This is a genomic window from Nonomuraea sp. NPDC049784, assembly GCF_040659615.1.
Taxonomy (GTDB): domain Bacteria; phylum Actinomycetota; class Actinomycetes; order Streptosporangiales; family Streptosporangiaceae; genus Nonomuraea.
In genome coordinates this window covers 1-18,421 of record NZ_JBFAMX010000176.1, presented here as the reverse complement: position 1 = coordinate 18,421, position 18,421 = coordinate 1, and the positions used below count along the sequence as shown (strand labels likewise).

Here is an 18,421-nt window from a genome sequence, read left to right as displayed (position 1 = left end):
GGCACGGGACCGATCCCGCCGACCTCGGAGCCGAGGGCGTCCTTGAGTTCGTACAGGCCCGCGCCGGTCAACGCGGGAATGCCGAGGAAGAAGGACAGGCGGGTCGCCGCTACACGGTCCAGGTCCAGGACGAGCGCGGTGGCCATCGTCGCGCCCGAGCGGGAGAAGCCGGCGAAGAGCAGGGCGAGCGTCCCCGAGGGCTGCCTGCTCCACCTGGAGCGTTGACGCCGCCCTGCACCGTACGACTCGGACGCGCTGCCGATCTCGGACACCACTGTGCTGGTCTCGCGCATCCGTAGCGCCCGATCGCCGCCGGAGCTCGGACACACGACCACGGTGGCTCGGTTCGCGTTCGCCCAAACGCGGTGCGGCAATGGTGCTGATGATCCTCTTGCGACCCAGTGGACAATAAGGGATAACTGTGGAGATCCTTTCCTGTCAGAACTGGGGTCCCAGGAGCGCTCCCTGCATCCGCGCACCCCCTGTTCAAGGAGACGCCGATGCGTCAAGTCATCAGCAAGATCGCCACTATCGCCGTGATTGCCCCGCTGGCCGGCGCCGCGTTGCTCACCCCGGCATCCGCTACGGCCGCCACCTCGGCCAAGGCCGCCGACGAGCCGTACTCCAAGTTCGACGTGGAGGTGAAGGGCACCCAGCAGATCCGGCCCGGCGGCACACTCCAGTACGCCGTGGTCGGCACCAACCGCGGTCCCCACACCGCCGAAGCGACCGACTACCAGATCGTCTTCCAACTGCCCAAGGGGTTGGACTCCCGCAAGGCCAAGGGGTTCGGCCCCAAGGGCAGCGAGTGTGCGGTGGAGAAGGGCTTCCTGTACTGCTCGGTGGGCAAGGCGGTGCCGGTCGGCGAATCGGTGGACTTCAAGTTCCAGCTCAAGACCGGCCCCGATGTGAAGGGCACGCTCACGGCCATCCTCGGCGTGCTCTCGTTCAACGCGCAGACCGGCGTCGACCAGATGAGCGAGGAGGAGCTCAAGCGCATCGGCGGCATCTCCAGCTGGGGCTACGGCAAGCCGGTCAAGACCAAGGTCGTGCGCTAGTCCTGCCCCGCCGGGGCCCCGGTACGGCCGTCCGGTCGTGTCAGGCCACGACGGCGCGCCTCTCCCCCACGAGAGGCGCGCCGTCACCCCGCCGCGAGTGCGAGGGCACGCGGGCCGAGGCCCGGCGGCGGGGCGGGTGGTGGAGGCGCAGCCGCTCGAGCGCCCTGGAGTCAGCGGCTGCGCCGGGTCAGGGGCGGAGGCGGTCCACGAGCTGTGCCTGGTAGAGCGAGGGCGGGAGAAGCCCGGGCTGGTTCGCGCCCTCGATGTACCCGGCCGGCTGCTGGAACGGCCCGTCGCCGGTGATCGTGCCGTGGCAGCCGATCGCGTAGTTCTGGGCGGTCGGCGGCTTCTGCACGATCAGCCTGCTGGTCGACACGTCGCAGTTCCAGGCCACCGAATGGGCCGCCGACCACCCGTGCGAGGTGCCGTACCGGCCCCGGTTGTAGAGGCCGAGCGTGTAGTCGTAGTGCGGGTCGATGTCCTTGTGGCCGTCGTACAGCAGGCCCTGCGACCAGCGGCGGTGGCCCTCGCTGGAGTTCAGGGCGTATTCCGAGGTGCCGTGCAGGAAGACGACTCCGGAGACGGTGCTGTGGCCGTTGGAGACGAACGCGTGCCGGGCCTTGTAGGCGTAGCAGTCGCGGAAGAGCACCTGCTGGGAGTAGACGTAGGTGTTGAAGTTGTAGCGCCTGCTCCCCGTCACGATGCTGACCGGGTCGATGGCCCGGCAGTCCTCGACCGTGGCGCGGGTGGTCTCCTGGGTGGCGACCCCGGCCTGGGTGAAGTGGAGCATGGTGCAGTTCCGTACCCAGGAGTCCTCGGTGCGCAGCAGGACGATCGCGTTGTAGGCGTGGTCCTCGTCCTGCTCCGGGTCGCCGTGGTACTCGATGTCCACGCGCAGCCGCTCCACGCCCACCTGGGTGACCAGCCCGGCCCTGTCCCACTTGTAGAGGAACGACGTGGAGAGGGCGCGGTTGAGGTGGTTGAAGACCGGGACATCGATTTTCACGACATTTCCGGAGACTTCGTGGATATAGCGGTTGTAGATGAGCGGGTGCTCGCCCACCTGCCACGCCGGCCCCACGTCGTGGCCGCCGTAGTCGATGGCCTTCAGCCACTCCTCGGTGCAGGGATGGGTGATCACGATGTTGTCGCCGGGCCGCAGCGCGCCGGGGTTCGCCACCTGGAACTCGCGCGAGCCCACCTGCACGAAGTCGGTGGTGATGTCGGTGCGGGTGCCCGCGACCTCGCCCGTCCAGCCGCCGCCCGCGGCGCCGCCGGCCACGATCACGTCGCGGTCCTTCGGGTTGTTCCCGGTGGCCTTGATGATCGTGTTGCTCGCCGGGTCCTCGCCGTCGCCGGTGCCGCGCAGCACCATGCCGCTCGCCCGTACGTACAGGGTGCCCGCCACCGGATAGACGCCGGGCAGCAGGAGCAGGGCGCCGCGCCGCTCGCGGGGCAGCGCGGCCACCTCGTCGAGAGCCGCCTGGACGTGGGCGGTGTTGTCGCCCTCGACCGGGCGGATCGTCTTGACGACCGGCACGTGCGGGATGGGCCGCTCGCCGTTGCGGTAGCCGGCGTGGCTGAAGTCGGGGATCCGGTTGGCCTCGGCGTCCTGCTCGTAGGCCAGCCGCCCCCGGTCGTAACGCACCAGGCGAGACTGCCAGACCGTCGAGGCGCTCGCGGGCCCCGCGCCCGCCGCCGACAGCACCAGCGCGCCCCCCGCGGCGAGCACGGCCCGCCTGCTGAGATCGTTTGCCATGCCCACCTACTTGATCATGATCTTGTCGAGTTCGGGGCCGCGCGCGGTCAGGCCGAAGAACCGGATCGTGTTGACCCCGGCCACCAGGTCCACCGGCACGGTCGCGGTCGTCACCGTGTCCTTGGTCCCGGTCATCGGCACCTGGATGGCGTCGCCGCCGTTGACGCTGACCGAGAACGACTGCGAGCCGTCCACCAGCGCGTGCACGGTCATCTGCTTGGTCCCGGTGGTCTCCGACAGCACGCCCCTGACCACGGCGTAGTCGTAGGTGTTGCCGCCGATGAGGATCACCTTCCGCCCGCCGGAGCAGACGGCGCAGTAGGCGGGCTCGGCCGCGCCCTCGAAGACGTTCCCGACCCGCTCGGCCTCGTACGTCCCGGGGCTCCGGTCAGGCGGCGGCAGCTTCACCGGCGGCGTCGCCGGCCCGAGCTGCTCCGCCTTCAGGTCCTTGACCAGCAGGTACGTCTCCTGCAGCCCGGCGCTCTTGATGCTGCGGTAGATGCCCCACTTGGGCCGGTTGTACTGCTCCTGCGTCCACCACAGATCGATGCCGTCGGCCTTCTGGTCCACGATCGTCCGTGACCCGTCACGCAGCACCCACCGCATGTAGCCCGAGTCGCCGGACTTGAACTCGATGGTGGTCGTGACCCACTTGTTCTGGATGGGCTCCAGGTCGGCCGTGGCGAAGTCGTGCGACTTGTTGTCCTCCAGCGTCCAGTAGCGGGCCGCGATCTTCTGCACGCCGTTCACGATCGGCAGCGAGATCTGCGCGATCGGGGTGCCGACGTCGGAGTTCTTCAGCTGCCAGATGTGCGTGAAGTTCGTGGTCGCGTCGAGGGTGTCGGGAATGTACATCTGGTACGTGATCCGCCAGGTCTCGTCCTTGCGGATCTCCAACGGCGTGCCGTCGGAGGCGCGCATGCCGCGTACCTCGTTGCGCATCCGGTCGGAGCCGTCGCGGTCCTCGAGGTGGGCGTCGAACCGCCAGTAGTTCTTCTCGGCGTGCACGTGCGGCAGGCCCTCGGGGTGCGAGCCGCGCCGGTCGTCCTCCAGAGCCTCGAACGCGTTGACGCCGTCGCGCCACGGGCTGGGGTTCCACCGCGTCTCCCAGCGAGGCGCCCCAATGGTGGACGCGGCGGTGGTGGCGGGGCCGGCGGCCTGAGCCGCCGGTACCACCTGCAGGAGCAGCGCCACCGCCGCCAGAGCGCCCGCCAGGCGCGGGCCGTGCTTTCTCACTGGATCGTCACCTTGTCGAGGTCGGGCGCGCTGGCGCTGTCGTTGAAGAAGCGGATGGTGTTGGCGCCCGCGTTGAGCTGCACCGAGACGGTCTTGGAGACGGGCGTGTTCCAGTCCGTGCCGGTCAGCGAGACGGTCTGGGCGGCGCCGCCGTTCACGCTGACCTGGAAGCTGCGCGTGCCGCTGACCACGCCGTCCACGGTGAGCCGGCGCGAGCCGGCCGCGGACGACTGGACGTTGAGCGTGACCGCGTTGCCGGAGCCGCCGCCGATCCAGCCGGCCTTGGTGCCGCCCGAGCAGCCGGAGCAGGACGCGGTGCGGGCCGTGCCGCTGAAGGAGCCCTGCTCGGCCTCGTACGAGGACGCGTCACCCGAGTCGCCGCCGGTGAGCTGGTAGGCCTGGAGGTTCCTGATCAACAGGTAGGTGTTCTGCAGGCCGGAGCTGTTGATGCTGCGGTAGATGCCCCACTTGGGCCGCAGGTAGTCGGTGTCCAGCCGCCACAGGTCCGTGTTGTCCAGGCGCTTGTCCACCAGCGTCGTGGAGCCGCTCTTGAGCGTCCAGCGCAGGTAGCCGCTGTCGGACGCCTTGAACTCGAACGTCGTGTCCACCCATTTGCCCTGGATCGGTTCCAGGTTCGTGTTGCCGACCTCGTGGGTCTGCTCGGCCTCGTCCCAGTACCGTACGTTGATCTTGGGCGTGCCGCCGGAGATCGGCAGCGACATCGTGTAGAGGGGCGCGCCGGAGCCGGGCACCTTCATCTGCGCGATGTGCGTGAAGCCGCTGGTCGCGTCCAGGGAGGTCGGGATGTACATCTGGTAGCTGATGCGCCAGGTCTCGTTCTCGAGGATCTTGAGGTACGAGCTGCTGCCGGTCCGCATGCCCTTGACCTCGTTGCGCTGGCGGTCGTCGCCGTCGCGGTCCTGGGTGTGCATGTCGAAGCGGTAGGCGTCGCCGGAGACGTAGATGTGGGTGACGCCGGGGTGGGAGCCGGCGCGGTCGTCCTCGATACCCTCGAACGCCTCGGCGACGGTGTCGTTCGCGGGGCTCGGGCTCCAGCGCGGCGTCCAGGCGGCCGCGGCGGCGGGGGTGGCGGCGGGCAGTGCGGCGGCGGCGGCGACTGCCAGGGCGGCTAAGGCGCCGGTGATTCGCTTGTTCATCAGCTCTTTCTCCTCAGGTGGAGGGTGAACCCGCCGTTGGGGGGGACGGCGAGGTCGAGCTTGCCCCCGGCGGAGACGGTGACCGTCTCGGCGAGGATCCGGTCGCCTGGGGCGTCCCGGTAGATCTCGGCCGCCCACTCCCCCTGGTCGAGGAAGTCGAGCGGCACGGTGAGCGTGCGGGCCTCGCCCGACACGCCCGCGCCGACGTACCACTCGCCGCCGCTCCTCCTGGCCAGCAGGATGTGGTCGGCGGGGTCGCCGGACAGCAGCCGCGTCTCGTCCCAGGCGGTGGGGACGGCGGACAGCAGCCGCAGGGCCTCCGGCCGGGCTTCGTAGGCCTCGATGCCGTCGGCGAAGTGCTGGACGCCGGACTCGAAGATCACCGAGAGCGCGAGCTCGAATCCGGCCGAGATCGTGCGCACGCCGGTGAACGTGCACGGCGTGAAGTCCATCGGGCCCTGCACGTTGCGGGTGAAGGCCAGCGACAGGTAATGGGCAGGCTGGTAGAGCGGCTGCTTGCCGGGCTTCGGCTTGATCCACTCGGCGCCCTTGACCGCTTCGGCGGTCATGAACTGCGGCCAGGTCCGCTCGGTGCCGCGCGGGATCGTGCCGCCGTGGAAGACCACCATGAGCTCCAGCCGGGCGGTGGCGGCCAGGATGGCGTCGAACCAGCGCATCCGGTCCTGGCCGTCGGACTCGGTGAAGTCGATCTTCACGCCGACCGCGCCCCACTCCTTCCAGAGTGCGAGCTTCTCGCGGTGCTCCAGCTCGGTGTCCACGTGCTGCCAGTGCGACCAGAGCCAGATGCCGACGCCTTTCTCGTTGGCGTAGGCGATCAGCTCGGGCATCCACTCCTTGTTCCAGCCCGCGTCGGCCAGCACGTACGGCCAGCCGTTCCGGGCGGCGAAGTCGACCCAGCGCTTCTGGGCGTCCAGGTCGCGGGTGGAGGGACCGTCGGACCACCACGACCAGGCAGCGGCCCCCGGCTTGATCCAGGAGGTGTCCTCGACCTTGGACGCCTCCGCGAGGCTGGTGATCAGGTCGCTCTCCACGATCGTGGCCAGATCGCCGACGATCACCGTGCGCCACGGGGTCGTGAGCGGGCTGGCCGCGGTCACGTACGGGTCGGGCAGGTCGAGCCGGAACGAGCGGCCGTCGAAGCGCAGGCGGGAGCCGGCGTAGCCGCTGTCCAGGTTCGACTCGGTGACCAGCAGCCAGGAGCCGCCGACCTCGAAGAGCGAGGGGTAGCCGTACAGGATGGGCTCGGCGCCGGCGACCGTGCTGTGCCGGTGGATCTCCTCGTAGTCGCACCGGCCGTTCTCGTACGGGAGCAGCACCGCGCGGGCCGCGCCCGGCACCACGTATTCGGAGATCTCCTCCACGACGGTGACCGGCCCTGTCCACGGGACCACGTACCGGTACGCCACGCCGTGCCCGCCGACCCGGATCTGCAGGTCGAGCCGGTGCGTGCCCTTGGTGAACGACAGCGTCCACTCGCCGGCCTCGTAGCGGTGCTCGCGCCGCTTGCCGATCAGCGTCCGATAGGACTCCTCGATCCTCCGCTCGGACATCCCGGACAGGACGAGCCCCTCACTGAGGTCCTCATGGGCGGTTCTGATGCCGAGCCTGGATGGCTCGATCACCACGCGCCCGGCGTGCCGCACCTCGAGAGTGAGCTGTCCCTCGGGGGAAAGGGCGAGCGCTGCTTCCAGGTCCTCGTCGCTGAGCGTCCAATTCGGCACGATGCCCTCCAGGAGACAAGAGATAGGAGGAGTCGATCGCGCCTCACCATCCGCCCATACGCGCGGTGCGGCGGTCGCTCAAGGCGTCCGGATCTCCTCACAGTGCGCTAGAGCCTAGGTTGCAAGCGCTTTCAATTCAATTCTTGACGAAGTTAATTACCGGGTCTACGGTACGGCCATGCCTCACGGACTGCCAGACGACCAGCAACCCAGCCCGTTGATACATCCGACCTCTGCCGCCCGGCTGGCCGAGTTCCGTGAGCAACGCTTCGGGCTGTTCATCCACTGGGGGCTCTACGCACTCGCCGCCCGGCACGAATGGGTCAAGCAGCGGGAGCGCCTCACGGACGAGCAGTACCAGCCCTATTTCGACCACTTCGATCCAGACCTGTTCGACCCGGACGCATGGGCGGAGGCGGCGGCCGCCGCGGGGATGCGCTACATGGTGCTGACCACCAAGCACCACGACGGCTTCTGCCTGTGGGACTCGGCCCAGACCGACTACTCGGTCGCGAACACGCCGTACGGCAAGGACCTGGTCGGCCCGGTCGTCGAGGCGTTCCGGGCACGCGGCCTCGGGGTGGGCTTCTACCACTCGCTGATCGACTGGCACCACCCGCACTTCCCGATCGACGGCCTGCACCCGGCATACGCCGAGAACATCACCCATGATGACCGAAATATCGAGATTTATCAGTCCTATTTGCACAGCCAGGTCGAAGAGCTGCTCACCCGGTACGGCCGAATCGACACGATGTGGTTTGACTTCTCCTACTCCAAGCGGGTCCGCAACGGCCGGCTCACACCCGGCGGCAAGGGCGCGGCGGACTGGCGTTCGGAGGAGCTGGCCGCGCTGGTCCGCACGCTGCAGCCGAACATCCTGATCAACGACCGCCTGGAGATCCCCGGCGACTTCACCACGCCCGAGCAGTACCAGCCGGTGGCGCCGCCCGCGCAGGTGTGGGAGGCCTGCCAGACGCTCAACGGCAGCTGGGGCTACGACCGCGACAACCTCGACTACAAGCCGGTGGACCTGCTGGTTCGCATGCTGGTCGACACCGTCTCCAAGGACGGCAACCTGCTGCTCAACGTCGGCCCGAACGGGCGCGGCGCGTTCGACCCTCGGGCGCTGGAGTCGCTGCGCGGCATCGGGGAGTGGACGCGGCTGCACGGCCGCTCCATCTACGGCGCCGGCCCGAGCACGTACGAGGCCCCGCCGGACTGCCGCTACACCCAGCGCGGCGACCGGCTCTACGTGCACCCGTTCGCCTGGCCGTACAAGCACCTCCACCTGCCGGGGCTGGCGGGAAAGGTGCGCTACGCGCAGTTGCTCAACGACGCCTCGGAGATCCGCATCCTGGTCCCCGACCCGGCCGTGGACAGCGGCCACACCCGTCTGGGCGCGTTGCCGCCCGGAACCCTGACCCTCCAGCTCCCGGTGCAGCGCCCCGACGTGGCGGTGCCGGTGATCGAGCTCTTCCTTTGAGAGGCCCCCATGGAGATGAACCGTCGCCGGATGCTGGCCCTGGCGGTGGCGGCCGCGACCGCGCCCGTGCTGTCCGCCTGCGCGGACACCAGGCAGCAGAAGCAGGCCGCGGCTCCCGTCAAGTCCGGCGCGCAGCTGATCGACCCCAACCGGCCGGGCAGCGACGCCTGGCCCTATGAGGCGGCCGAGCAGCTCAACAACTCGCTGACGTGGCCGAAGACGAACGTGCCGGACCCGGCGTCCAAGGTGACGATCACGGTGGCGATGACCACGGACGCGGTCACCGAGGTGCGCAACGCCCAGTTCGACTTCTTCTTCAAGAAGCGCCACCCGAACATCGAGATCAAACGCGAGTCGTCGCCCTTCGACCAGTTCCTGACGAAGTACATGACGCAGGCTGCCGGCGGCACGCTGCCCGACGTGCTGTACAACCACTACTCCTGGACGCAGAACCTCATCTCCAATCAGGTGCTGCATCCGGTGGACGAGTACATCGCCAAGACGCCCGAGTTCGACATGGACGACATCCCGCAGAGCGGGCTCGGCTACTTCAAGCGCGACGGCAAGCTGTACGGTCTGCCCACCGACATGGCGCCCAAGCTGCTCTTCTACAACAAGGACCTGTTCGACAAGGCCGGCATCGACTACCCGGACGAGAGCTGGACGTTCGACAAGCTCTTCGAGACGGCCAGGAAGATGACCAGCGGATCGGGCGCGGAGAAGATCTACGGCTTCTCCCCCATGCCGGTCCCGGCCCCCGACCTCAGCGCTGTTTTCCTGATGCCGTTCGGCGGCAGGTTCCTGGACGCCACCGAGTCCAAGGTGCTGATCAACGAGCCCGCGGCCAGGGAGGCCATGGGGCGCTGGCTCGACCTGCTGGTCAAGGACAAGGCGGTGCCGAGCCTGGCCGAGCTGCAGCTGCTGGAGAAGGTGGACCCGTTCAAGACCGGGCACGCGGCCATGCTGATCAACGGCGCCTGGCTGATGCTGGAGCTGTCGAAGCAGAAGGCGTTCAAGTGGGGCGCCACGCACGTGCCCAAGGGCCCGGCGGGCCGCTTCAGCCCGGCCGTGGGCAGCGCGCTGGTGATGACGGCCTCGTCGCAGAACAAGGACGCCGCCTGGCTCTACATGCACGAGTTCCTGTCGTCCTCCGGCTACAAGTTCCGCCAGATCACCTCGCCCGCCCGACAGTCCGCCTGGGACGACAACGCCAAGGCGGTCGGCATCCCCGACGAGACGGCGAAGCTGGTCAAGGAGATCCTGGCCGACTACGCCTCCGACGACGGCGTGCTGCGGCTGCCGGCCAACAAGAAGGTCGTCGACACGGCCAAGCCCATCTGGGAGCGGGCGATGCTCGGCAAGATCAGCGCTGACGACGCGCTGAAGGAGATCGCCGACAAGGTCACGCCCCTACTGGCCGAGAACAAGATCGCATGACCGCCGTCAGCGCCCCCAGCACCCTGGCACGCCGCGAGGCGCGACGGTTCCACCTGTTCGTCTCGCCGTGGGTGATCGGGTTCGTGCTCTTCAGCGCGGGCCCGATCCTCGGCGCCATCGTGCTGAGCTTCATGGACTGGAACCTCCTGCAGCCGCCGAAGTGGGTGGGTTTCGCCAACTACGTGCGCATGGTCAACGACCCCGAGTTCTGGGAGTCGATCGGGAACACCGTGGAGTACGGCGTCGGGTCGGTGGCGCTCGGTGTGACGTTCACGCTCCTGCTGGCGCTGCTGCTCAACCAGCCGCTGCGCTTGCAGGGCCTGTTCCGCACGGTGATGTACCTGCCCTCGGTGGTGTCGGGCCTGGCCACGGCGCTGCTGTGGCTGAACATCCTGCACCCCGACTACGGGCTGATCAACAAGGTGCTGGCGTCGTTCGGCATCCAGGGCCCCGGCTGGCTGGCCTCGCAGGAGTGGGCCATCCCCGGGCTCGTGCTGATGAGCGTGTGGGGCGCGGGCAACACGATCGTCATCTACCTGGCCGGGCTGCAGGGCATCCCGAAGACACTCTACGAGGCCGCCGAGATCGACGGGGCGGGGTGGTGGCGCCGGTTCTGGAGCGTGACCGTGCCGATGATGTCGCCGGTCATCTTCTTCAACGTCGTGACCGGGTTCATCGCCGCCCTGCAGAGCTACGTGCTCATCCTGGTCATGACCGAGGGCGGCCCCGGCAACGCGACGATGGTGCTGGGTCTCTACATCTACCGGCACGCGTTCGTCTACTTCGACATGGGGTACGCGGCGACGCTGTCGTGGGCGATGTTCGTGCTGGTCATCGCCGTGACCGCGATCCAGTTCAGCCTGGCCAGGCGCTGGGTGCACTACGAGTTCAAGTGAGGTCGCCGATGCTCCTCGAGACCGCGGAACGCCGACGCAAGGGGCCCGCGCCCACCCGGCCGGGCGGCACGTCCCTGACCTCGCAGCAGGCCGAGCACATCAGGAGGATCCGGCGCTCCGGCGCGTACATCCTGCTGATCATCAGCTCGGCGGTGTTCCTGCTGCCGTTCCTGTGGATGCTGACGACCTCGCTCAAGTCGGACGCGGAGAACCTGGCCTTCCCGCCGCAGTGGCTGCCCGACTCCTTCAACTTCGACAACTACGCCAAGGGCTGGAGCGGGTCGCTGCCGTTCAACCGGTTCCTGGTGAACACGATCGTGATCACCGCGCTGTCCATGGCGGGCAACCTCATCTCGTGCATCCTGCCCGCGTACGCGTTCGCCAGGCTGCGGGCGCGGGCGGCGGGTGTCATGTTCGCGGCGCTGCTGGCAACCATGATGATCCCGCGCGAGATCACGCTGGTGCCCAAGTTCGTGATGTTCTCCAAGCTCGGCTGGGTGGACACGTACCTGCCGCTGATCGTGCCGGAGTTCTTCGGCGTGGCGCTCTACATCTTCCTGCTGCGCCAGTTCTTCACCACGATCCCGCAGGAGCTCATCGACGCCGCCCGCATCGACGGCGCCTCCGAGCTGCGCATCCTGTGGAGCGTCATGCTGCCGCTGGCCAAGCCGGCCATCGCGGCGATCTGCCTGTTCTCCTTCGTCGCCAACTGGAACCAGTACCTGGAGAACTCGATCTACCTGCGCTCGATGGAGAAGATCACTCTCGCGCAGGGGCTCGGCATGTTCAACGGTCAGTACGTGACCCAGTACAACCAGATGATGGCCGTCGCGCTAGTGTCAATGTTGCCCATCCTTATCATCTTTTTCCTGGCACAGAAGACGTTCATCCGGGGCGTCACGCTCACCGGAATCGCAGGAAGGTAATCGTTGGACTACGAACGCCAGCCGTACAGAAGGTGCGGCCGTAGCGGTCTGCTCCTCCCCGCCGTGTCGCTCGGCCTGTGGCACAACTTCGGCGGTGGCAAATCCCTCGACAGCCAGCGGGCCATCTTCAACAAGGCACTCGACCTCGGCATCACGCACTTCGACATCGCCGACCGCTACGGCCCGCCGCTCGGCGCCGCGGAGGCCACGTTCAACCGGCTGCTGCCACGGTCGCTGCGTGACGAGGTGGTGGTCACCACCAAGGGCAGCAACCCCATGTGGGACGGCCCGTACGGCAAGGGCAACTCGCGCAAGCACCTGCTCGCCACGCTGGACCGGTCGCTGGAGCGGCTCGGCCTCGACTACGTGGACATCTTCTACCTGCACCGCGACGACGAGGACACGCCGCTGGAAGAGCAGGTGGCCACGCTCGACCACATGGTGCGCACAGGACGCACCCTGTACGTGGGCGTGTCCAACTTCTCGCCCGAGCGCACCGCGCAGGCGGCCCGGCTGCTGCGCGACCTCGGCACCCCGCTGCTGATCCACCAGCCGTCCTACTCGCTGCTCAACCGGTGGATCGAGCGGGACCTGCTGGGCGTGCTCGAGCAGGAGGGCGTCGGCTGCGTGGTCTACTCGCCGCTGGCCCAGGGCCTGCTCACCGACCGCTACCTCAACGGCATCCCGGCCGACTCGCGGGCCGCCGAGGCGCGCTTCCTGACCCCCGACAGGGTCACGCCGCAGGTGCTGACGTTCGTGCGGGCGCTCTCCGAGCTCGCCTCGTCCCGCGGGCAGACGGTGGCGCAGCTCTCCCTGGCCTGGGCGCTCAGGGATCCGCGCGTCACATCGGTGCTGGTCGGCGCCTCCAGCCCCGAGCAACTGGAGGCCAACGTGGCCGCCGTGGACCGGCTCGACTTCACCGACGAGGAACTGACCGCCATCGACGGCGCCGCCAAGGAGGCGGGCATCGAGGCATAGGGGATCTCCCCCTTAAAAACCAGGACCTTGGCTCCTGGCGGGGGCCGCCCGCTGCCCGGGCGACCGGCACGATCGTGGCATGACCACGACCGGACGATGAACCGTCTGGGCAGCGGCGCCTCCTGGACGCTGCTCTACGTCGCGTCCAAGATTCACACCGACTGCGGCCACCACGATCGAGACAGGCTTCACGTCCCCCACCGTGACCCGAATCGACGTCCGCGGCTAGAGCCCGAAGGGCGCCTCAGGCTCTCGTCTTGGTCCGCGGCGTCCCTTTGCCATGTCCGGCGCCGTGGCTTCTGTGGCCTGCGGCAATACCTCTACTTTGGGGCTCATCGCACGGACCTGCGTGGAGGGCCGTGACCACGGTGCTGGCCACCGTCGAGACGAACAAGGGGTTCTGCCGGGGGCGGTACTCATGGTGCGGTCTCCTCGGGATGCAGGAGCAGAACGCTGCCGTCGCCGTTCGCCGCGATGACCAGGGAGCCGTCCGCCGTGGCCGCGATCCCGGCGAACGGACGCGGTATCCCGGGCAGGCCGGGCGCGATGAACAGGTCGGGTTCCGGGCGGGGCAGTCCCGCCGGGGACGCGACCGGAAGGGAGTCGGCCTCGATCTCGACGTCGCCGGTGGCGAGGTCGATGGCGAGCAGCCGGCGGTGGGTGGTCTCGACGACGTACACGATGCCGTCGCTGACGGTGATGCCTTGCGGGGTGCCGAGCCCGCCGGCGAGCAGTGCGGGTACGCCGTGCTCGACGCGGTACACCGCGGCGAGCTGCTCGTCACTGACGTAGCAGCGCTGGTCGGCGTCGACGGCCACGTCGACCGGGCGGCCTAGGCCCTCGGCCAGCACGCTGACCTGGTCGTCGTGGTCGAGGGCGACGACGCGGCCGGCGCCGGACTCGGCGACCAGCAGGGTGCCGTCGGCACGCACGGCGATGCCCAGCGGACGGTTCAGGCCGCGGGCCCGGGTGCGCACCGTGCCGGAGCGCCGGTCGTAGGTGCATACCTGCCCGTACTGGGAGGTGGTGTGGAGCAGGTCGCCGTCGGCGGCGACGCCGTGCACGAAGTTCAGCAGTTCGGTGGTGGTGACGTCTTCGTCCGGTCGCTCGGCGGGCTGGGTGAGGCGGTAGTGGTCGGCCACGTGGACGGCGCCGCCGAGATCGATGGTCACCCCGAAGGGGCCGCCGAGGCCGCGGGGCACGATCTCGCGGGTACGTCCGTCGGCCGCGAGCTCGGCGACGCCGCCGTGGGCGTAGCTGGAGACGAACATCCGGTTGTCGGCATCGAAGGCGGCGTTGTCCAGGGCGTTGAGTTCGCTGACGATGGCGGACCGCTCACCGGTGCCGGTCAGGTCGACGCGCGTGACGGTCCCGCTCTCACCGAGGGAGAGGACCAGCAGGGCACCGCCGCGGTCGAAGCGTACGGCGACCGGATCCGGGACGTCCGCGGCCACCAGTTCCGGCTCGCCGCCGTCGAGCGGGATGCGGAACACCTCGCCGGTGAGCATGTGGGGGTAGTAGAGCTGCCCGTCCGGGCCGAGTTGCATGGCGTTGCCCATGGCGAGGTCCGCCGTGAGCACCGTGGGGTCGTCGCCTGCCGGGGACAGCTCCAGCAGGCGTCCACCCGGGATCATCTCGTTGGCGAACACCCGCGTGCCGACGCAGGCGATGCCGTTGGGTGCGGTGATCTCGTCAGTGACGAGCGCGAAGTTCCCGGCCGGGTCGCGCCGCCACACCCGGCCCGGGACCAGGTCGGTCACGTACATCGCGCCGTCGATGTCGAAGGCGAGGTCGTCGGGGGAGTGCAGGGGCCCGTCCGGTGGCACGACCACCTCGACGTCGCCGGTGGCCAGGTCGACGGCGCTGATCTGCCCGGCGAGGAACTGGGCCACGTACAGGCGTCCGTCGGGCCCGAACGCCATGCCGTTCGATCCCCACAGCGGGCGCGCCCGGATGAGACGCTCGACTTCCCGGCGGTTCATCGGTCGCCCGCCAGCACCTGGTCCATGCCGCCCTCGGCGCGCCAGCGGCGCAGCAGGTCGTGGAAGGCGATGGGGCCGGGCCCGTACGTCTGGCTGACCGGGCGGGGCTTGCCCTCGCCGTTGTAGTAGCCGGGCGTGCATTCGGCCTGGAACCGGATGTTGTCCGGTGCCAGCTCCCGGATGGTGGCGACCCATGCCTCCTCGGCGTCTTCGGTCGGCTCGACCGACGCGATGCCACGCCGGCGGGCCTCGGCGACGACGGCGCCGATGTGGGTGGCCTGCTCCTGCAGGATGTGTATGAAGTTGACCGCGGAGGCGTTCTGCAGCGGGCCCAGGTGGAACAGGTTCGGGAAGCCGTGGCTGTAGAAGCCGTGCAGCGTGCGCGGGCCCTGCCGCCAGGTGCCGAGCAGGGGCGCGCCGCCCCGGCCGTACACCGGCAGGGCGCCGGAGACGATGCCGGAGACGCCGACCTCGAAGCCGGTGGCGAAGATGACGCAGTCGACCTCGTACTCCTGCTCGCCGACCACGACCGCCGACCCCGTCATCGCGGTGATGCCGCCGTGGTCGGCGGTGTCGACCAGGGTGACGTTGGGCCGGTTGAACGTCTGCAGGTAGTAGTCGCTGAAGGTGGGCCGCTTGCACATGTAGCGGTACCAGGGCTTGAGCAGCTCGGCGGTGGCGGGGTCGCCGACAATCTCGTCCACGCGGGCGCGGAGCTGGTTCATCTTCTGGAAGTCGGCGATCTCGTCGAGGTACTCATGTTGCTCGGGGGACAGAGCGGTGTCGACGGTGCCGGCCACCAGGTGACGTTGCAGCCGTGCGGTGCTGGTCCAGCCGTCGTTGATCAGGTCCTGTTCGGCGCGGCCGCCGGTGACGACGGTGAGGAAGTTCTCCATCCGTTCCTGCTGCCAGCCGGGCTTGAGCGAGGCGGCCCAGGCCGGGTCGGTGGGACGGTTGTCGCGTACGTCGACCGACGAGGGCGTGCGCTGGAAGACGTACAGGTGCTGTGCGTCGCGCCCCAGGTGCGGGATGACCTGGATCCCGGTGGCGCCGGTGCCCACGACCGCGACGCGCTTGTCGGCGAGCTTGTGCAGGCCGCCGTTCTGGTCTCCCCCGGTGTAGCCGTAATCCCAGCGGCTGGTGTGGAAGGTGTGCCCGCGGAACGTCTCGATGCCCGGGATGCCGGGCAGCTTCGGCTGGGCCAGGGTGCCGGCGGACATCACGACGTAGCGGGCCCGGAAGTCGTCGCCGCGGTCGGTGCGTACCTGCCATTCGGTCGTGGCGTCGTCCCAGCGCAGCTCCGTGACGCGGGTGTGGAACAGCGTGTCGCGGTACAGGTCGTAGAGTTTGGCGATCGCGACGGCGTGCTGGCGGATCTCCTCGCCGGGCGCGTACCGCATGGTGGGCAGGTAGCCGACCTCTTCGAGCAGCGGCAGGTAGACCGATGATTCGATGTCGCAGTGGATGCCCGGGTAGCGGTTCCAGTACCAGGTGCCGCCGAAGTCGCCGGCCTCGTCGAGCATCCGTATGTCCTCCACGCCGGCCTCGCGGAGCTTGGCCCCGGTGAGCAGCCCGCCGAAGCCGCCACCCACCACCAGCGCCTCGACCCGGTCGCGGACCGGTTCCCGCTCGGCGCGTTCGGTGTACGGGTCGGCGGCGTAGTAACCGAACTCGCCGCGGGCGCCCTGGTACTGGGCGTTGCCGTCAGGCCGCAGCCGGCGGTCGCGTTCGTGGCGGTACCTGGCGCGTAGCACGTCCGGGTCGAAGCCCAGTTCCGCGACGGTGAAATGTGCAGGCGGCGTCGAAGAGTGGTCCATGGATGCCTTTCCGATTCCGGAGATCAGGTGGGGAATTGAGGGAGCGGGTGAGGCCCAGCTCGGCGGTGTACTCAAAGGCGTTCTCGTTATGGCTGCCAACAGCCGATCATGTTGGCGGTTGCCGGCGACGTGGGCGCTCACGTAGGCGAACTCGGCCTGAGCGGTGTCCTCCTCTTCAGAGGCGAACTTGCTCAGACTGACCTGCGTGTCGGACCCGTGCGCGAACGTGTCAGCGGGTCAGCAGCAGCGCTTCGTCGCCACTGGCCGGCCGGATCGGCGCCACCGGGCAGCGCTCGCGCAGTTCGGCCCGTTCCGCCGGCTGCTCCAGAGCCGTAGGCGCTGGGGCAGATATTCCGGTGCCTGCTGGATGGTCTCGATCAGCTCATGCTTCTTTCTCGGTATCGAGTCAGGCCGCTGACCAGCCGCCGTCCACCGGCACGATCGCGCCGTTGATGAACGAGGCCGCGTCGGAGGTGAGGAAGAGGGCGGCGTCGGCCATCTGCTCGGGCTGGGCCATGCGCTCGCCCAGGGCGATCACAGGGCCGAGCCGGGCCGAGCCGGTCGGGTCGAAGCCGGCGCTGGTGGCGATGCCGGTCATGGTGGGGCCGGGCAGGATGGCGTTGCAGCGAATACCGTCCTTGGCGTAGGCCCAGGCCACGCTCTTGGTCAGGCCGACCACGCCGTGCTTGGAGGCGGTGTAGGCGGCGCCCGCCGCGCCGCCCCTGATACCGGCCTCGGAGGCGGTGTTCACGATCGCCCCACCGCCCTGCCGCAGCAGGTGCGGCAGCACGGTATGCGTCACCAGGAACGTGCCGGTCAGGTTGATGCGCAGGACGCGTTCCCACTCGGCGAGGGTGATGTCGGCGGGCAAGGCCATCGTGTCCATGATCCCGGCGTTGTTGCACAAAACGTCGATCCGGCCGTAGGCGTCGATCGCCGTTTCCACCAGGGCCGCGACCGCCGCCTCGTCGCCGATGTCCGCGGTCACCGCGAGGGCGGCGTCGCCGATGTAGGCAGCGGTGCGACGGGCGCTCTCCTCGTTGACATCACAGACCACGACGCGAGCGCCGGCCTTGGCGAAGGCGACCGCCATCGCCCGGCCAATGCCTGAGCCCGCGCCGATGATCAGGCAGATCTTGTTGTCGAACGCGCTCAAACGTCCTCTCCTGTCTGGAGCGGGTAGCACAACCGGACAGTGATGTCCGGTGACAATGTAGTCTTTCTGACTGATCATTGTCGAATAATGGGCATCCTGACGTTGAGAATGTGGACACTGTTGTCCGGTTGGTAGTGTGAGAGTCATGTCCCTGGCACGTGCGGCGAACAAGGGACCCCGCGTCGCCGCTCGCAATCGCGCGGCACTGATCGCGGCGGCCCGCGAAGTGTTCGCGAACGTCGGCCACGACGCGCCGCTCAGCCTGGTCGCTCGCACTGCGGGGGGTCGGCCAGGGCAGTCTCCATCGGCACTTCCCCGACCGGCTCAGCCCCGCATTGGCCGTCTTCAATGACGGCGTGGCCGAACTGGAACCCGGTGCCACACTCGACGACGTGCTCGCGCTGATCACCGAGCAAATCATCGCCACTACCGCGTTCATCGACATGGTCGACGCGAACACCGCCGGCCCCCGCGCCCTGGCGATGCGCGATCGAGTGGGCAACGTGCCGGCCGGCAAGCTTGCCGAGGCCCAGCGGGCGGGGCCGGCCCTGCGGATCTCGACGGCGAGGATCTGCTTCTGGCGGTCAGCATGCTTGTCGGCGTTCTCGCCAAGAGGCCCGCGCCGGCGCGGCGAGTCGCAGCCGCCGCTCATGGGCCCTCAGCCCTCCTGGGCCGTATGGACCCTTGCGTCGCGGCCGTCCTCGGCGTAGCGGGTGGCCGTCTTGCCTTAGAGCCTGACCTGGCCGGCGCGATCACGGCGTCGCGGAGTGACTCGCCTGCGCGGCGACGTC

Annotated in this window: 15 protein-coding genes; 7 read left to right on the top strand and 8 right to left on the bottom strand. The window is 68.9% G+C overall.

Annotated features, from left to right (window positions below):
• Window positions 1–293, bottom strand: a 293-nt coding sequence (locus AB0J09_RS30210; RefSeq protein WP_360698394.1) for an undecaprenyl-diphosphate phosphatase, incomplete at its 3' end; no start/stop codon positions are given.
• Between the two features lie 207 nt (window positions 294–500).
• Here AB0J09_RS30210 and AB0J09_RS30205 point away from each other — a divergent pair.
• Window positions 501–1,058: a hypothetical protein gene (locus AB0J09_RS30205; protein ID WP_360698392.1), complete on the top strand. Its 558-nt coding sequence runs from the start codon at window positions 501–503 to the stop codon at window positions 1,056–1,058.
• Between the two features lie 187 nt (window positions 1,059–1,245).
• On the opposite strand, the gene AB0J09_RS30200 is transcribed toward AB0J09_RS30205, so the two are convergent.
• Genes AB0J09_RS30200 through AB0J09_RS30185 form a run of 4 tightly spaced genes read right to left on the bottom strand, consistent with a single transcriptional unit; the run spans window position 1,246 to window position 6,952 of the window.
• Complete coding sequence (locus AB0J09_RS30200; protein WP_360698390.1) at window positions 1,246–2,817, bottom strand: hypothetical protein; 1,572 nt, start codon at window positions 2,815–2,817, stop codon at window positions 1,246–1,248.
• A gap of 6 nt (window positions 2,818–2,823) precedes the next feature.
• Complete coding sequence (locus tag AB0J09_RS30195) at window positions 2,824–4,053, bottom strand: hypothetical protein (RefSeq protein WP_360698388.1); 1,230 nt, start codon at window positions 4,051–4,053, stop codon at window positions 2,824–2,826.
• On the bottom strand, window positions 4,050–5,210 hold the full coding sequence (locus AB0J09_RS30190; RefSeq protein ID WP_360698386.1) for a CBM35 domain-containing protein: 1,161 nt from the start codon (window positions 5,208–5,210) through the stop codon (window positions 4,050–4,052). The genes AB0J09_RS30195 and AB0J09_RS30190 overlap by 4 nt, the downstream gene beginning before the upstream one ends.
• Window positions 5,210–6,952 (bottom strand): glycoside hydrolase family 97 catalytic domain-containing protein, encoded by a 1,743-nt coding sequence (locus AB0J09_RS30185; protein WP_360698384.1) that lies wholly within the window; start codon window positions 6,950–6,952, stop codon window positions 5,210–5,212. Before AB0J09_RS30185 ends, AB0J09_RS30190 begins: the two co-directional genes overlap by 1 nt.
• Window positions 6,953–7,130: 178 nt before the next feature.
• Here AB0J09_RS30185 and AB0J09_RS30180 point away from each other — a divergent pair, with 178 nt between their 5' ends.
• Genes AB0J09_RS30180 through AB0J09_RS30160 form a run of 5 tightly spaced genes read left to right on the top strand, consistent with a single transcriptional unit; the run spans window position 7,131 to window position 12,675 of the window.
• Window positions 7,131–8,438 carry an alpha-L-fucosidase gene (locus tag AB0J09_RS30180; protein WP_360698382.1) on the top strand — a complete coding sequence of 436 codons (1,308 nt, stop codon included), beginning with the start codon at window positions 7,131–7,133 and terminating at the stop codon, window positions 8,436–8,438.
• 15 nt (window positions 8,439–8,453) lie between these two features.
• Window positions 8,454–9,875, top strand: a complete 1,422-nt coding sequence (locus tag AB0J09_RS30175; RefSeq protein ID WP_360698380.1) for a sugar ABC transporter substrate-binding protein — start codon at window positions 8,454–8,456, stop codon at window positions 9,873–9,875.
• Entirely contained in the window at window positions 9,872–10,771 is a 900-nt protein-coding gene (locus tag AB0J09_RS30170) for a sugar ABC transporter permease (protein ID WP_360698378.1), read from the top strand. Before AB0J09_RS30175 ends, AB0J09_RS30170 begins: the two co-directional genes overlap by 4 nt.
• A gap of 8 nt (window positions 10,772–10,779) precedes the next feature.
• Window positions 10,780–11,697 carry a carbohydrate ABC transporter permease gene (locus AB0J09_RS30165; RefSeq protein ID WP_360698376.1) on the top strand — a complete coding sequence of 306 codons (918 nt, stop codon included), beginning with the start codon at window positions 10,780–10,782 and terminating at the stop codon, window positions 11,695–11,697.
• Window positions 11,698–11,700: 3 nt separating this feature from the next.
• Window positions 11,701–12,675, top strand: coding sequence for an aldo/keto reductase (locus AB0J09_RS30160; RefSeq protein WP_360698374.1), 975 nt, complete (start codon window positions 11,701–11,703; stop codon window positions 12,673–12,675).
• Window positions 12,676–13,091: 416 nt separating this feature from the next.
• Here the strand turns inward: AB0J09_RS30160 and AB0J09_RS30155 are convergent, their stop codons facing one another.
• The 3 genes from AB0J09_RS30155 to AB0J09_RS30145 form a co-directional block, all read right to left on the bottom strand.
• A complete protein-coding gene (locus AB0J09_RS30155; RefSeq protein ID WP_360698372.1) occupies window positions 13,092–14,657 on the bottom strand; it encodes a hypothetical protein in 1,566 nt (521 codons plus the stop codon).
• Window positions 14,654–16,474, bottom strand: a complete 1,821-nt coding sequence (locus AB0J09_RS30150; protein ID WP_360698370.1) for an NAD(P)/FAD-dependent oxidoreductase — start codon at window positions 16,472–16,474, stop codon at window positions 14,654–14,656. The genes AB0J09_RS30155 and AB0J09_RS30150 overlap by 4 nt, the downstream gene beginning before the upstream one ends.
• A gap of 406 nt (window positions 16,475–16,880) precedes the next feature.
• On the bottom strand, window positions 16,881–17,630 hold the full coding sequence (locus AB0J09_RS30145; protein ID WP_360698368.1) for a glucose 1-dehydrogenase: 750 nt from the start codon (window positions 17,628–17,630) through the stop codon (window positions 16,881–16,883).
• Window positions 17,631–17,986: 356 nt separating this feature from the next.
• Here AB0J09_RS30145 and AB0J09_RS30140 point away from each other — a divergent pair, with 356 nt between their 5' ends.
• Window positions 17,987–18,340: a hypothetical protein gene (locus AB0J09_RS30140; protein ID WP_360698366.1), complete on the top strand. Its 354-nt coding sequence runs from the start codon at window positions 17,987–17,989 to the stop codon at window positions 18,338–18,340.
• Window positions 18,341–18,421 lie beyond the last annotated feature (81 nt).